The organism is Amycolatopsis sp. NPDC043887 (assembly GCF_056435665.1).
Map to the genome: position 1 here is coordinate 102,000 of NZ_JBWKEB010000004.1, position 16,370 is coordinate 118,369.

Sequence of the window (16,370 nt, forward strand, 5' to 3'; positions counted from 1 at the left end):
CAGAAGGGGGCTTTCCATGGCCGGCATCCGAACGATTTCCCCGATCGGCACGCGCGCTTTCGACGCGGGTCGCACCGTACGACCCGGAACCATCAGCGAATTCGTGGAAGTCGCCGACATGCCGCTCGCGGCGCTCAGTGCCGGCTTGCGGCTCGGCAGCGGCAACGCCGCGTTCTTCCGCCTGCTCGGCCGCCGTCCCGCCGACGTGCTCGGCGAATCGTTCCCCGAGCTGGTCACCACTGGTCCGGACCATTTACGCGACCGGCTGAACCGGGTCGCCGAAGGCTGGGAACAGCGGTTCCGCGGCAGTGTCACCGGGCTCGGTTCCGGCGGCTCCGACAGGCTGACCATCATGGCGGGCCGGATGCGGGCGCCGGGTACGGCGATCCTGCTGACCATGCTCCCGGAGGCGGCGCCCGCCGTCGCCCGCGCCGAACACCTCGGCTCGGTCACCGACATCGAGGCGAAGATCCTCCAGGGGATCGCCAGTGGCCTGTCCAGTCTGGAGATGGCCGACAAGTTCTACCTGAGCCGGCAGGGCATCGACTATCACGTCGCCCGCCTCCAGCGGAAGTTCAAGGCGCGCAACCGGGTCGAACTGGTTTCACGCGCCTTCGCCACCGGCCTGCTGGACTCGACGGCCTGGCCGCCGCGGGTGCCGGAGTCCCGGCGCGCGAGCTGATCGCCGGGATCTGACGCGCGGGTGGCCATCGCGTGACGTGCTCGTGCGATCACGGTGCGGTCCCAGTGAACGGCCACTTCGTTTGCATGTATTTCGGCAGAATTCGTAATGACCCGCGCGGTGATTTCGCTCGTTTGAGCGGATAGCGGCCTGTCGAGCGAGTCAGCTGGTAGCCGGGCGGTCACTTCGATGGTGTCGCTGGTTCATGCCTTGTTTCCTTCGGTTGTGACTTCTGTCGGTCTTGATCGACCCGGGTCCGCGCGCCGACCCGCGCCGCTTCGCGCTCGAAATCCCGCCGTTGATGGGTGCCGTGCTCATCTGAGCGCCCGCCGTCCCCGTAGTGAGGGATAACCCTTATCGAGGTTGCACGCTCTATTCGGTAAGACGATCACACGATGAGATGGAAGCACGTAAGCGATTGTTCGCTCTGTGTGACGGCAACGGCCCCGATGGGACGACAGGGAGGCGGGAGATGAGGGACGCCAACAGACCCGGACGCGCGCTGGCCGGACGTGACGACGAGCTCCGTTGGCTCGCCGCTCGGCTGCGCCCCGGTGCACCCGGTGAAGGCTCCGTCATCGTCGTGCGGGGGCAAGCGGGTATCGGGAAGTCCAGCCTGCTGGACACCGCGCTGGCGGCTCTCACGGACACCGTCGTCTGCCGGGGCACCGGTGTTCCGGGTGACGGGGCCGCGGTCGCGGGGGAACTACTCGCGGAGCTGCGCCGCGCGGGCGCCCGCGTCCCGGACCCGGAAGACTTCGCCGCCTGGTACGAGGCTTTCGCCGAATGGGCGACCGGACTGCCCGCGATCGTGTTCGCCGTCGACGACGTGCACTGGTGTGACGAAGCGGTCGTGCGGTGGCTGAGCCTGATCGCCCGGCATTCCACCAGGCTGCCGGTGCGGATGATCCTGGTCCGGTCGGCCGCCGACGGGCCGGACGGCGCGGCGGAACGCCTAGCGGATCTCGAATCCTGGTACGGCACCGAAGCGCTCGACCTCGGCCCGCTGCCCGCCGAGGCGGTCGCCTCGCTCGCGCGCGAGGCCGTCGGGTCGGACCCGGGCGAGCCGTTCGTGCGGCACTGCGTCGAGCAGTCCGGCGGGAATCCGTTGCTGCTGCGGGAGATGCTCGACGAACTGGGCAAGGTCGCGTCCGGGATCGCCCCGGTGGCCGGGTCCGCGGCGGGGGCGGCGCTGATCCGCTCCCTGTTCGCCGGCGTCCCCGACTACGCCAAGGCGGTCGCCACCGCCATCGCGGTGCTCGGCGGGCAGGACCTGTCACTGGTCGCCCGTCTGGCCAAGGTGCCTGCCCGCACCGCCGGAACCGCCGTCGAGCTGCTCCGGGGCAGGCACATCCTCGCCGCGGAAGGGCTTTCCTTCCGGCACGATCCGGTGCGGGAAGGGCTGCTGGACGCTCTCGAACCCGCCGAACTGGGCCGGTGGCGGCGGACCGCGGCGATCCTGCTGAGCGACGCGGCCGGATCACCGGAGGAAGTGGCGGAACACCTGCTCGAACTCGCCGAGCTCGACACCTGGATGGTCGACCTGCTGCGTGACGCCGCGACCTGCGCCTGCGACCGGGGCGCGCCCTGGGACGCGCTGCGCTATCTCCGGCCCGCCGCGGCCGCCCGGCCCTCCGACGCCGGGCTGGCCGTTCAACTCGCCGAGACGGTCGCGCTGCTGGAACCGGACAGCGGATTCGACCTCCTGCGCCGCGCGCTCGAACTGCAACAGGATCCGGTGGACCAGGCCAGGGCCGCGGTGAAACTGGGCCGCGCGGCGCTCGTCGCCCGCCGCTGCGGGACCGCCGTCACCGTGCTGGACCGGGTGCTGACCGTGCTCGGCGGCGAGATGGACCAGCAGCTGCGCGGGCAGCTCGAAGGACTGTTGTGCCTGGTGGGCATCGAAGACCGCGACAGCCTGGCGAAACTCGACACCCGGATCCAGCCGCGGTCGAACAACGCGGTCGTCGACGCCAGGCATCTGGCCGTCTGCGCCGTCGTCGCCGCACTCGACGGCACCCGGCCGCGTGAAGCCGCCGAATGGGCGATGCGCGCGATCCGCGGGTACACCCCGACCACCGACGATTCGGCCGTCAGCTCCGCCGTGCTGGCCCTGCTGCTCGCGGACGAGATCGACGTCGCGAGGGACGAACTGACCAGGGCCATCGAACTCGTGCCGGCCCAGCGCAGCGAATATCTCGCCTTCCGCGGCCTGCTCGGGCACTGGTGCGGTGATCTCGCCACCGCGTCGGCCGACGCCGGACAGGCCTACGCGCTCAGCCGTCGCGCCGAAGGCCGGACCGGCGGTGTCGTCCCGCGGATCGCGTACGCGACCGTCGCGGCGCAGCAGGGCGAGACCGCGAAGGCGATGAAGTTGTTGCGGGAAGCGGATTCCCCGCAATTGTGGGAGCACACGGTGATGCGCCCGTGGTTCCAGCTCGTCGACGCGCGGGTGCATTGGGCGGCGGGAGACCGCGAGGCCGCGCTGAACCTCTTCAACCGCTGCGGGGAGAGCCTCGCGGACGTCGGCATCGCCAACCCGCTGCTGGCGCCGTGGTGGTTCGAGGCCGCCTGCATGCTGGCCGACGAGGGACGTTTCGAGGCCGCCGCTGACCTCGCGGCCGAAGGAACCGGACCGGCACTGCGGTGGGGCACCCCGAGGGCGGTCGGGATGGCCCGGCTCGCGACCGCGGTCGCCACCCGCGGCCCCGACCGGATCGCGTTGATCGAAGAGGCGGCGGGCATCCTGGCCGGTTCACCCGCCCGGCTGGAGGAGGCGCTGGCGGAGTACCACCTCGGCCGCGCGCTCGTCGAAGCGGGGGACACCGTCGCCGCGCGCACCCGGTTGCGGCGCTGCGCCGAGCTGAGCCTGCGGACAGGGGACCGGTTCCTGCTCCGCCGCGCCCAGCGGACCGCCGCCGACGCGGGGATCCCGGGCGAGATGTCCCCGTTCGCCTCGCTGAGTCCCGCGGAACGGCATATCGCCCGGCTCGCCGGACGCGGGATCAGCAACCGGGTCATCGCGGAACGGCTCTTCGTCACCGTCCGGACCATCGAGACACATCTGACGAGCGTGTACCGGAAGCTGCGGATCAGCGGGCGGACCGAACTGGCCGTGGTGCTGGAGGAGACCGAAGAGCGTCCGGCCGTCCTCGAAGGTGCCCGGTGAGCGCCGTCCGGCGGCTCGAAGCCGACGGTGCGGACGAACTCGTCGAACGCGAGACCGAACTGCGTCTGCTCACTCGCCTGATCGGGGATCTCGAACACGGCCACGGCGGCTCCGCGGCCGTGCTCGGCCCGGCGGGCAGCGGGCGCACGGCGCTGCTGGACCAGGTCGCGTCCCTGGCCGCCGAGCGGGGACTGCAGGTGTTCACCGCGTGCGGCTCGGCCACCGAGGCGCAGCTGCCGTACGGGCTTCTTTCCCAGTTGCTGGCACCGATCCCGGAGCTCGCGGACGTCCCGTGGCTGCATGCCGCGCTCTCGGACGGCACCGACGTGCAGGTCCTGCACGAACTGCTCTGCCAGCGGCTGCTGGAGTCGGCCCGGCGCTGCCCGGTCCTGCTGGTCGTCGACGACCTCATCCTGGCCGACGAGCAGTCCGAAGCCTGGCTGGCCGCCTTGCAGCGACGCCGGGGCAACGCCCCCGTGCTGCTCATCGCCGCGCACTCCGGCCCGCAGGACGCCGACGAAGCGGATCCCTTGTCGCTCGGCGGTCTTCCCTGGGAGAACCGGCATGTCGTCCGGTTACGGCCCTTGAGCGAGGCGGCGGTCCGGCGGCTGGTGCACGCGGTCCCCGCGCCGCGGCCGCCGGTGGCCGAGGTCTACGCGGCCACGCGGGGGAATCCCGCCCTGCTCGCGGAGGTGCTCGCCCGGTCGTCCGCCGGTCCGGAGATCACCGCCGTCACCGCGGACGTGCGCCGCGACACCGTGCTCGACCTGCTCGCCCGGCTGCCGTCCGATCTCGCCGCGCTGGTCCGGACGATCGCCGCGATCGGCACCCTCGACGAGGCCTACCTGCGGCCGCTCGCCGGGCCGCTCGGGATGCCGCTGGGCCGGGCGCTGCGGGTGCTGGCGGACTCCGGCCTGATCGGGACCGATCCCGCCGAGCCGATGAACCCGCAGGTGGCCACCTGGGTGCTCGCCGAGACCGGAGCGGACGAGCGGGCGGGGACGCGTCGCCGGGCCGCCGAACTCGGGCATCGCCGGGCCGCCCCGGAGGAGGTCGTCGCCGGGCTGCTGCTCGGCTCGCAACCGGTCGGCGAGGCCTGGGCCTTGGAGACGCTGCACGCCGCGGCGTTGCGCCGCCGCGAAGCCGGGGATCACGCCGAAGCGGCGCGCTACTACCGGAGAGCGCTGGCCGAACCGGCGCCGCCGGGGATGTCGGCGCGGCTGCGGCTGGAACTCGAGACCGTCGAGGCGTCGTCGTGCCCGTTCACCGGAGGGCTGCGGCTGGCGAGGGCGACCAGGGTTTCCGGTGACGACACCGTCCGAACGCGACTGTCCGCTGTGGACCTGATGATGCAGCGAGGCGCCAGGGAAGACGCCTTGCGCGAGCTGGCCCTCCTGAGCGAGGCCGCGGTCGACGACCGGGACCGCGCGGATCTGGCGGCGTTGTACTGGCTGGCCGACGGGAGCGGCGCGGGCGCCGTCCATCTCGGCATCCCCGCACTGCCGGATCTCGACCCGGCGGCACTGACCTCCGCGCAGGCGGCCGCCGCGTCCTGGCTGGCCACGATCGCCTGCCGCGACGGCAAAGCCGCCCGGCGGCTGGCCCGGCGCGCGGCGGATCCGTCCCGCGAACCCATCACCCTCTACTCGCCGCGGCTGGCGCTGGCCATCACCTTCACCCAGACCGACGACGTCCTGGAAGCGCTTTCGGTGTACGAGGAGATGATCGCGGACGCGAGCGCGGCCGGGGCGGGCGTGCCGGTGGCCCTCGGGCTCACCGGCAAGGCCTGGATCCATCTGCAGCGCGGTCGCGTGCAGGCCGCCGAGGACGCGCTCGCCGAAGCCGCCGCCTCCGGCCCACCGGAGGGCTGGCCGTCGACGGTCGCCACGTCGCTGAGCACGATCCAGATCGCGGCGGCCCTCACCCGCGGGGATCTCGAGGCCGCCCAGCGCGCCGTCGACGCCGCGGGCGACGGCGGGCCGCTGTACTCCGCGCCCTACCTGCTTTTCATGCGCGGGCTCCTGGAACTGGACCTGAAACGCCACCGCCGGGCGCTGGGCCTGTTCCAGGAATGCGGCAGGCGGATGAACGCGGCGGGCTGGCTGAACCCGGGCCTGGTGCCGTGGCGTTCGCATGTCGCCATCGCGGCGCAGGCGCTCGGCGACGAGCACACCGCGGCCGCGATGATCAGCGAGGAATGGCGGCTGGCGCAGAACTGGGGCACGCGCACCGCGATCGGGCGGACCCATCTGGGGGCAGGTGTCGCGGTCCGCGCCGAGGACGCGGTGTTCCGGCTGACACAGGCGGTCAACGCGCTCCAGCAGTCGCCGGCCAGGGTGCTCTACGTCGAGGCGGTCCTGCTGCTCGCGGCCGCCCAGCTCAACCGCGGCCAGACCAGCGGCGTGCCGCGGTTGCTGCGCGAAGCCGAACGGCTGGCCACCGCGTATCAGCTCGCGTGGGCCACGTCCCGGATCGCGGACCTCGGGAAACGGCTGTCCGACCGGCCGCGGCGGTCCTACCGCACGGCGTCCCGGCGCTGGCGGGCGCTCTCGCCCGGTGCGACCGACCTCGTCCGCCGCGTGCTCGCGAACGCCTCCAACGCCGAACTGGCTGAAGAACTGGGCGTGAGCAAACGCGCCGTCGAGCTGCGGCTCACCGCGATCTACCGGCAGCTCGAGGTGACCGGGCGGGCCGAGTTGCGCGAGCTGTTCGACGCGCTGGACAAGGAGCTCTGAGCCGCCGTCATGATGATCGAGCGAGCGGATCAGCTGGCCGCGATCGCCGGGGCGGTCGCCGAGGCCCGTGCCGGGGCGGGCGAGTTCGTCGTCGTCCGCGGCGGCCTGGGGGCGGGGCGGTCCGCCCTGCTGCACGCGGCGGGGGAGGAGGCCGCCGCGCGGGGAGTGCGCGTGGTCCGGGCGGCGGCGACACCGCTGGAGCGCGGAGTCGCCCACGGCGTCGTCTGGCTGCTGCTGGAACCCTTGCTGGAGGCGGGCCGTCGCGGGGAACTGCTCACCGCGGTCCGGGCCGACAGCGAATTCCCCGCCGGCCCGCCCGACGCGCGCCGCGCCCATCTCGTGCTGCACGAACTGCTGGAACTGTTCACCGAAATGGTGCGCGACACCGGCCCGGTGGCCCTGCTCGTGGACGATCTCCAATGGGCGGACGCGGCGTCGGCGCGCTGGCTCGCTTACCTGGCCAAACGGATGAGCAGGCTGCGGGTCCTCGTCGTCGCGACCCTGCTGGAGGGCGACGACTCCGCCGACGACATCGTGGTCAAGGACATCGCCCGCACCGCGGCGCGTACGGTGCACGCCACCCCGCTCTCGGCCGCCGGCGTCCGGGCCTACCTGACCGCCCGCTGCGGAGCCGAACCCGCCCCCGAGTTCGCGGACGCCTGCTTCGCCCGCACGGGTGGTTCGCCGATGTTGCTGGACGCGCTGGTCAACACGATACTCGGGCACGGGCTGCGCCCGGTCGCCTCGGCCGCGGCCGAACTCGCCGCGTTGCGCCCCTCGCCCGCGGCGGCCCGGCTGACCCGTTGCCTGCGCGCCCAGCCGGACGACGTCCGCGCGGTGGCCAAGGCGATGGCCGCGCTCGGCGAGGAGACCGAGGCCGGCGTCCTCGCCGAACTCGCGGGACTCGATTCCCCGGACTTCGACGCGGCGCTGCGGGCGCTGCGGAGGCTGGGCATCGTCGAGACCCCCGCCGACGGGCTGCTGCGGTTCGCCGGCGGGATGGCCGGTGATCTCGTCGCCGACCAGCTGAGCGCCGATGAACAGGACCGGTTGCACCTGCGTGCCGCGAACGTCCTGTACCGCAACGGAAGGCCGGTCGAGCAGATCGGCCGCCAGCTGCTCGCGACGGTCGCCGAACCCGAGCCGTGGGCCGCGGACGTCCTGCGGACCGCGGCCAGTGCCGCGCTGGCGAACTCGTCGCCCCGGACGGCCGCCCAGTACCTGCGGCACGCGCTGGCGCATCCGGGCGCCGATCGCGCGGAACTGCTCGTCGATCTCGCCGCCGTCGAACGCGGCTACGACCTGCCCGCCGCCCACCGGCATCTGCACCAGGCACTGGGCCTGATGCGGGATCCGGTCGATCGCGCCTTCGCGCTCGGCCTGCTCCCGGTGGTGGCCGGGCTCCGTTTCGCCGCGGATGTCCGCCGCCTCCGGCAGGTGCTCGTGGAACTGCGGGAGGTCCCGGGCCCGGCCGCGGCCGAAGCGGCGTTGCGCATGGAAGCCCGGCTTCGCTACCTCGAACGAGGAGTGCCCGGTGCCGGGGACGCGGCGGCGGACCGGCTGGCCGAACTCGGTCCCGCGCCCGCGCAGGAGTCTTCGGCCCAGCGGGAACTGGTCGCGGTCCTGCTGTACCTGATGACCGTCGCGGGTGTCGCACCCCGGGAGTCCATTGTGGACCTAGCCAGGCAGGTGCTGGCGCGGGAACCCGGTTCACCGGACCAGATGTACACCACGTTCCCGCTCACCGTGCTGGTGCTGGCGGCGGCGGATTCGCTGGAGGGAGTGGACTCCTGGCTCGCGGCGGCGTGCGGCCCCGCCGCCGACCCCGACCTCCCGACGCTGGTCGCGTGGGCGGGGCAGGCGCTGGTGGCCTCCGCCACGGGGCTGCTCGGCGTCGCCCGCGACCGCGCGCAGGCGGTGCTCGCCTCGGCGGGCCCCAGCCGGGTCGGGATCACCATGACGGCGATGCGGGTGCTGGCCGAAATCGCGATGGAGCAACGAGATCCGGCGCTCGCGCGGCTGCTCGTCGACAACCTGGAGGCCGACCACGATCCGTGGCTGCGGTCATTGGCCTACGGCACCCTGGCGCTGACCGAGGCCAATCACACCGCGGCCGCCGAGTACTTCCTCGACTGCGTGCACCAGCTGGAACGGTTCGGGAACCGGGTGCTGCTGCCGCTGCGCGGCCAGATCGCGCTGCTGCTCGCGGCGACCGACGACCCGAAGCGGGCCGAAGCCGTCGCGCAGGGCGAGGTCGAGCGGGCGTTGTCGTGGGGCGCGCCGTCTTCGGTCGGCCGGGCGTTGCGGATCCGCGCGACGCTGCTCGATCGGGACGAGGACGCCGTCCCGGTGCTGCGCGAAGCCGCGGAAACCCTGTCCCGCTCGGGAGATCGTCTCGAACTCGCCCGCACCCTGGTCCTGCTCGGCGAACGGGCCACCGGGCCCGACGCCCGCGAATGGCTGCGGGAGGGCCGGAGCCTGGCGGCCGGATGCGGCGCGAGCTGGCTGACCGGATCCGGGGAGCCGCCGGATCAGGCGGACGGCCTGCTGACCGCGACCGAGCAGCGCGTCGTGGAACTGGCGGTGTCCGGGCGCCGCAACCGCGACATCGCGGAACTGCTGGAGGTCACGGTGCGCGCGGTGGAGAAGCACCTCACCAGTTCGTACCGCAAGCTGGGCATCACCGGCCGCGCCCAGCTGGCCGCGGCGATGCGGGGCCACCGGGCGGGGTGAATGCCGATCAGGATCCGGTGGGCGCCGCCGTGTCGAGGCGGCCCTGCAGCCACGCCGCGGCCAGCTCCACACGGGAATGACTGCCGGTGCGCTCGAACAGCGACGTCAGCCGCGCTTCGACGCGTTTCTCGCTGACCTGCAGCGCGGCCGCGATCTGCCGGTTCGTGTGGCCGCTCGCGATCAGGCCGACGATGTGGCGCTCCAAGGGATCCAGCGCCGCCCGGTCGGTCCGGTCCGCCTGCTCCGGCGAGACGGCGATGCGGTGCCGGTCGAGCAGCGCCGAAACGGACGCCAGCTCGGCGACCGCGCCGAGCCGCTCCAGCGTCCGGCGCGCTTCCAGCAGCGACGGCGCGGGAACCGGGCTCACCTCGCCGAACGCCGTGCACGCCTCGGCGATCCGGAACACGTCGCCGGACTGCCGGGCCAGTTTGACCCCCGCGTGCACCGATTCCCTGTCCCCGCGCACGAGACCGCCGCACACCAGGGCCGCCTCCTGGACCGACGGGGTCGGGCATCGGGTCGCGAGGTTCTCCAATTCGGCCAGCAGACGGGTCACGGTCTCGGTGTCACCTTGACGCCGCGCGCCGTACAGGAGCCGCGCGAGAAGCCGTTCCATACCCGCGCGCACGCCGCGTTCGCGGCAGTCGAGGTAATCCCGCCAGCCGCGCTCCACCGCCTCGTCGTGCCGTCCTTCGGTTTGGCGCAGCCGGCAGCGGACCCAGGCGGCACAGGCGTCGACGGACGTCCGGAAAGGCAAGCGGCGCAACCAATCCGCTGCTCGTTCCGGCTGATCGCGCTGGGCGCAGATCTCCGCGGCGAACACACTCGCGAACCGGTGGCGACGGGGTGGATCCCACCACAGGCGGTCGCCTTCGAGTCGCCGCGCCAGCGACAGCGCCGTGTCCCACTCGCCTTCGCGGTAGGCCTGCCGGACGGCGTGCCAGTCGCACGAGAACCCGGTCGAGGGCGGCTGGTACCGGCCGCACAGCAGGACCTTCAGCACGCTGACCGTGTCGAGGACCTCGGCGGCCTCGGCGACGTCCTCGTGCGGCGGCATCTCCGTCGATACCAGCCATTCTTCGGCAGGCCTGCCACCGTCGCCGGGCAACGAGCCGAGCAGGATCCCGGCGCCGAGGGCGAACAGACGGTCGTCTTCGGCGCCGCAGGCACGCGCGAGCGCCCGGACCGCCTCGGCGGCCACCGGCCGGTCGGCCCGGTTGACCGCGTCCAGCAGGCGGTGGCATTCGTGAGCCGAGTCGAGGGCGCGGGCGACCTCGACGGCCAGCGATCGTACGACGTCGAGTTCGGCGAGCCGCTGATCGTGGGCGAGGGCACCCAGCCAGCACAGCAGCGCGGTGACGGACAGCCGTGCGGACGGCTCGGCGTCGGCGAGTCGCGGTGCGACGACGATGGCGAGGTCGTCGGCCAGCGTGCCGTACTCACCGGCCGCGAGGCTGTCCGCGAGCAGCGCACGGAGCGTTTCGGGGAAGCGGGCGTCGGCCGGCGCGAGCAGCCGCAGCGCCGCCCTCCGGTAGCGGCGGGCCGTGGGCAGGTCGGCGTTCGCCGCGGCTTCCAGCAGCGGGCTCGCTGCCTCGGGATCCGGCGGCGACGGCGGAAGCTCCGCGAGATGCGGGGCGATCTCGGCGGATCGCCGCTCCCGGACGATCCGCCGATGCAGCACGGCGCGCCAGCGCGCGCCGTGCTCCAGCCGGAGCCTGTCGGCCAGGGCGGGGACGGCGAACTCGATCGCGCCGTCGGTACCGCTGCCGGTGCGAAGGATCCCGGCCCGGACCAGATCGTCGAGGGCCTGTCCCACGATGGACGGCGTCATTCCCGCCGCGGAGGCCAGCCAAGGCAGTCTTTCGAGGGTGACGGCGCTTTGTTCGCCCAGCACCGCGATGATGGCGGCCAGCCGCCGGGCGCGCGGCCCGAGCCGTCGCAGGCGGAGCGTCTCAGGATGCCCGCCGGGCAGCACGATCGGCGTTCCCGCGCCGATCAGGCACACGTGCTCGTCGATGACCGCCAGCCTGCCGGTGGCGCGCAGGCCCGCGACCGTCGCGCCGACCGTGCCGGGATTGCCGAACAGCGGCCCGAGCGCGGCGCGCACCGCCGTGACGAACGCGGGATCACTCGCGATCCGCCCGGCGCGGGTCGTCCAGGCGGGGAGCAGCGCGGTCGCCTCGTCGGCGGTCAGCGGCAGGAGACCGATCGCGCCGTCGGCGACGGCGAACACCTTGCCGACCGGGCCGTCCCGCCTGCTCCGGCCGGTCACGGTCGCGACGGTGACCGTCCCGGTGGCGCGGGCGCCTTCGGCGACCAGGGTGAGCACGGTGGCGAGCTCCGGCGGCAGCAGGTCGAAGTCGTCGAACAGCAGCACGATGCGGCCGCGCGGGGCGAGCGTGGCGAGGACGGTGACCAGATCGTGGGCCGTCGTCTGCGGTCCGGCGCCGGAACCCGATTCGAGCCGGGTTCGCAGCCAGGCGACCGCGCTGAGCATGCTGACCAGCTCGGGGCGGTCGAGGACGGTGATCAGCTCGGCCAGCTGGGTCGTCAGCCGGAGGAGGACGGTCCTGGGCTCGAGGCCGGCGGGCACGGCCAGCACGGCGGCACCGGAGCGGCGGCCGCGCTGGGCGAGACCGGAGAGAACGGTGCTGCGGCCACTGCCCGAAGGCCCGTGCACCACCCAGATCGCGCCGGGCCCCGTGAGCACCCGGTCCAACGCGGCCTGCGCGTCCTCCGGTCCGGCGCTCGTGACGGCCGTCGCTCCCATTTCCCTCCTCGGCCGTCGCGGGTCCACGGCGCGGCCGGGCGACGGTCGCTCCGAGCATGGCGCAAGGAGGACCGTTCGGTCGGGAGGTCAGGCGGCCGGGGCACCTTCGGCCAGCATAGTTGCCCCGGCGGACCACGGTCGGCCGCTCTTCGGGATGGTCCGTGGCAGTGCGGAAGGGAACGTCACTTCGTCATGAGGGGGCCGGCGAGACACGCCCGGCCAAGTCCGTGAAGGCCTCCTTCCCTACCTTGAGAGTAGGGAAGGAGGCCTTCACGTCGTTCCTGGCCGTACGTCCGTGAAGGACCGCTTCGTGTACTTCGGACCCTGCGCGACGCCCACCAAGTCACGGCAGCGGGCTCGGAGCGGGCCGCGGAGGCGGCACGTCGGTCTCGATCACCTTCGGCACGCCCCGCAGGCTCCGCAGCGCCACCAGCGCGAGGATCGTCATCACCGCCGCGCTGCCCAGCATGCTCGTCCGGATGCCGCCGACGAACGACTCCTCGGCAGCGGTGCGGACCGCCGTCGCCACCGGTTCGGGCAGGCCGGTCGCGACCGCCGCGGTGGCGCTGAACGATTCCCGCACCTGGGCGGCCAGATCGGGCGGCACTCCGGCGGGCAGCGTCAGTTCGGCGTGGTAGACGGCGGACAGCACGCTGCCGACCACCGCGATCCCGAGTGAGCCGCCGAGTTCGTAGGCGGTGGCGGAGATCGCCGACGCGGCACCGGCGCGGTCGCGAGGCACCGTGCCGAGGATGGTGTCGCCGGTGACGGTCAGCGTGAGCCCGGCGCCCGCGCCGAAAGCCACCTGCGCGGCCAGCACCAGCAGGTACGGCGAGTCCGTGCTCACCGCGCCGAACAGCCCGAAGCCGATCGACGCCAGCGCCAGCCCGCCCGAGACCGTCGGTGCCCGGCCGAACCGGCGCACCGCCTTGGCCGCCACGACACCGCCCGCGACGAGTGCGGCGACGGCGCCGGGCACGAAGGCCAGCCCGGAGCGCAGCGGACTCCAGCCCAGCACGAGCTGGAAGTACTGGCTCGAGATCAGCGCGAACGCCGACATCGTGAACACCGACACCAGATTCGAGCCGACCGACGCCGAGAAACCGCGGCGCCGGAACAGATCGAGATCGATCAGCGGCTGCTCCAGCCGACGCTGGCGCCTGCCGAACCACAGCAGCGACGCACCTCCGAGAGCGAACGCGCCGAGCACCTCCGGATACCAAAGCCCGGCGTAGAACGCGCCTTTCAGCGCGTACACCACGGCGACCAGCCCGACGATGGACAGCAGCACACTGGGCAGGTCGAGCCGCAACCGGCCGCTGGACCGAGACTCCGGTACGACGCGCGCGGCGCCGAGGATCAGCAGCGCCACCGGGATGTTGACGAGGAACACCGAGCCCCACCAGAAGTGTTCCAGCAGGACCCCGCCGACGATCGGGCCGATGGCGAATCCCGCGGCCGAAACCCCGGCGGTCACCCCGACCGCGGCCGTCCGCGCTCGCTGCGTGGTGAAAACCGCGCGTAGCAAGGAAGTCGTCGAAGGCAGCACGGCGGCACCCGCGATTCCCAGCAGCGCGCGGGCCACGATGAGCAGCTCGGCAGTCGGGGCGTAGGCCGCCACCAATGAGCCCAGCGCGAACGCGGTGACGCCGATGAGCAGCACCCGGCGCCTGCCGAACCGGTCGCCGAAATTGCCCATGGTCACCAGCAGGCCGCCCATGGCGAACCCGTAGACGTCCGCGATCCACAGCAGTTCCTCGGCCGAAGCGCCGAGCTGCGTGGTCAGCGCGGGCACCGCCAGATGCAGCACGGTCATGTCGATCGCGACCATCAGCTGCGCCAGGCAGGACACCATGATCGTCGCGACGTCGCGGAACTTGGTGCTCATGCGGCCACCGCCTCTCGCGCGCGGGGCCGTCGTCTCGGTTTCAGAGTGTCCCGGAGGTCGGCGCGCAGCAGGGTGAACGCCGACGTCAGCCCGGGCAGCCGGTGCAGCAGGTGGTCCGGACCGGCGACGAGGACCCGGCCGACGCCGAGCGTGGCGAACCGGTGGACCAGCCCCGGCAGCCGGACCGCGTTGACCGTCGACTCCAGCAGGAGCGACGCCACCTCGTCGCCGGTCCGGACCGGCTCACCGTCCTGATCGGACACGATCGGCAGCTCCGGGTCGGCGAAACCGAACCCGCCGAAGACCTCTTCCGCCAGCCTGTCGCGCAATCCTCCGAGCATCCGCGCGTGCGCCGCGGGACGCATGGTGGTGAGCGCGTAACCGCCCGCGGCCCGGACGCGCCGGACGAATTCGTCCAAATCGGACTCGCGCAAGGTCACCAGGTGGACCTCGTCGTCGAACCGGCCGGAGAGTTCGTGGCCGATCCCGTCGAGGATCCCGCCGAGCGCCGCCTCCGGCGTGCGCACGATGAACTGGCTGACGAGATCCTGGTGCGCCGTCTCGAAGTACTCCCGTTCCCGCCGTGCGACGGCGTCGACGAGCCGGACGAGATCCGCCACGGTAAGGGCGCCGGCGCGGACCACGGCGGCGCGTTCACCGAAGCTGGCGCCGCCGACCGCGACCGGCACCAGCCCGTGCTCCCGCTCGGCGCGTTCGGCCAGCGCCAGCGACGCGAGCACGAACGCGATCTGGGTGTGCTCGTTGTACTCCTCGTCCGTTCTGGCGAGCGGATCCAGCAGGGAGCGGCCGAGCGCGTGCTCCGCCACGCCGAGCAGGCGCCGGGCCAGGGGATCGATGACGAGAAAGCGGCCCAGTTCGCGAGCACGGGCGGGGCCCATGCCGGGGAAGAGGACGGCATCGGTGGGACTTTCCACTGCGCACACCCGGTTTCGTGGTGGGGATCAGAGTTGTTCGGCGGCGGCGAATTGTTCGAGCCGCTTCCGGTCCGGTTTCCCGTTGCGGTTCAACGGGAACTGATCGGTGACGAGGACACGGTTCGGCTGCTCGGCAGGCGGCAGCACGCCGCAGATCCGGTCGCGCCAGTAGCGCGAGTCCCGCCGCGCGTCGTCCTCGACGACGAAGACCAGGCTCGACCCGCGGCGCTGGTCGGGCAGCGCGACGATCTTCGCGGAGCAGCCGTCGGCGGCCAGCCGGTGCTCGATCACCTCGGGATGCAGGGTGTGCCCGTTGCGGTGCACCGCCCGTTTGCGACCGACGACGAACAGGTTCCCGTCCGCGTCGAGACGGCCGAGGTCTCCGGTCGCGTACCAGCCGCGGTCGACGGGGATCACCTGCCCGGTGGCGTCGAGGTAGCCCTCCATGAGGTCGGGGTCGAGGACGAACAGTTCGCCGATCTCGCCGTGGGGCAGCACGGTGCCGTCGTCGGCGCGGACTTCCAAGTCCAGTCCTTCGACGATTTGCCCGCAGCCACGCGGGTTCCCGATGTTGGCGAAGGCCACGTTGCCCATCTCGGTGCTGCCGTAGCTGTCGAGCAGCGGCATGCCGAACAGCTCTTCGGACTGCTCCACGACGCCGGGTTCGAGTGGCGCGGCGCCGCTGCACAGCATGCGCACCCGGGAGAATTCCTCTTTGAGCGCCGGACGTTTGCCGATGATGTTGAACAGGCTGCGATAGGTGGACGGCGTCGCGTCGACGACCGTCGCCCCGGCACGTCCGGCCAGGCGCAGCGCCCGGTCGGGGCGGCGGTACGGCGCGATCACCAGCGAGCAGTCCCGCAGCCACGCGATCATCACCATCGAAAGGCCGTACTGGTGGTTGAACGGCAGCAGCGGCAGGAGGACGTCGTCGGCGACGTGGCCGACGAGATCGGCGTTGCGCTCGAGGTTCTTCAGGAACCGCGCGCCGTTCTTCGCGACGCCCTTGGGGACGCCGGTCGAACCGGACGACCACATCACGAGACTGTCGGGCAGCTTTTCCCAGACGTCGAATCGCAACTGGACGTCCGTCGGGGCCCGGTCGGCGGCGGCCACCATGATCTCGTAGGTGTAGGCCGACGGCGCGTCCGGCGGCATCGGCGCGTCGTCGTCGATGACGGCCAGCACGACACCGGAGCCGGCGATCGTTTCGGCCGTGCGGTCGGCGTGCTCCATATGGTCGACGAGCACCACCGACGCGCCGACGTGCATCAGCGCGACGAGGATCGTCAGATAGGCCAGCGTGTTGTCGGCCTTGAGCAGGACACGGTCGCCGGAGCCGACGCCGCGGTCCCGCAGCACCTCGGCGACGCGGAGGGCCTGCTGTTCGAAGGCCGCGCCGCCGGTGACCGCGTCGGGGGAATAGATCTTCGCGAACATGGGGAAGTCCTTTCCGCT

8 protein-coding genes are annotated in these 16,370 nt (G+C 72.7%); 4 read left to right on the plus strand and 4 right to left on the minus strand.

Going from position 1 to position 16,370, the window contains the following annotated elements; all coding sequences use genetic code 11:
* Nucleotides 1-16: 16 nt before the first annotated feature.
* The 4 genes from AC069H_RS12620 to AC069H_RS12635 all read left to right on the plus strand — a co-directional run bounded on the left by AC069H_RS12620 (nt 17) and on the right by AC069H_RS12635 (nt 9,319).
* Nucleotides 17-682 carry a helix-turn-helix transcriptional regulator gene (locus tag AC069H_RS12620; protein WP_340683040.1) on the plus strand — a complete coding sequence of 222 codons (666 nt, stop codon included), beginning with the start codon at nt 17-19 and terminating at the stop codon, nt 680-682.
* A 472-nt stretch (nt 683-1,154) separates the two neighbouring features.
* Nucleotides 1,155-3,851, plus strand: coding sequence for an AAA family ATPase (locus AC069H_RS12625; protein WP_478232330.1), 2,697 nt, complete (start codon nt 1,155-1,157; stop codon nt 3,849-3,851).
* Nucleotides 3,848-6,586 (plus strand): AAA family ATPase, encoded by a 2,739-nt coding sequence (locus AC069H_RS12630; RefSeq protein ID WP_478232331.1) that lies wholly within the window; start codon nt 3,848-3,850, stop codon nt 6,584-6,586. Before AC069H_RS12625 ends, AC069H_RS12630 begins: the two co-directional genes overlap by 4 nt.
* Nucleotides 6,587-6,595: 9 nt before the next feature.
* Nucleotides 6,596-9,319 carry an AAA family ATPase gene (locus tag AC069H_RS12635; RefSeq protein ID WP_478227600.1) on the plus strand — a complete coding sequence of 908 codons (2,724 nt, stop codon included), beginning with the start codon at nt 6,596-6,598 and terminating at the stop codon, nt 9,317-9,319.
* Nucleotides 9,320-9,326: 7 nt separating this feature from the next.
* Here AC069H_RS12635 and AC069H_RS12640 read toward each other — a convergent pair whose 3' ends face one another.
* The 4 genes from AC069H_RS12640 to AC069H_RS12655 form a co-directional block, all read right to left on the minus strand.
* Nucleotides 9,327-12,089 (minus strand): helix-turn-helix transcriptional regulator, encoded by a 2,763-nt coding sequence (locus AC069H_RS12640; RefSeq protein WP_478232332.1) that lies wholly within the window; start codon nt 12,087-12,089, stop codon nt 9,327-9,329.
* A 343-nt stretch (nt 12,090-12,432) separates the two neighbouring features.
* Entirely contained in the window at nt 12,433-13,977 is a 1,545-nt protein-coding gene (locus AC069H_RS12645) for an MFS transporter (protein WP_478232333.1), read from the minus strand.
* Entirely contained in the window at nt 13,974-14,912 is a 939-nt protein-coding gene (locus AC069H_RS12650) for an ACP S-malonyltransferase (protein WP_478232334.1), read from the minus strand. The genes AC069H_RS12645 and AC069H_RS12650 overlap by 4 nt, the downstream gene beginning before the upstream one ends.
* 27 nt (nt 14,913-14,939) lie before the next feature.
* Entirely contained in the window at nt 14,940-16,352 is a 1,413-nt protein-coding gene (locus AC069H_RS12655) for a class I adenylate-forming enzyme family protein (protein ID WP_478232335.1), read from the minus strand.
* Nucleotides 16,353-16,370: the final 18 nt, after the last annotated feature.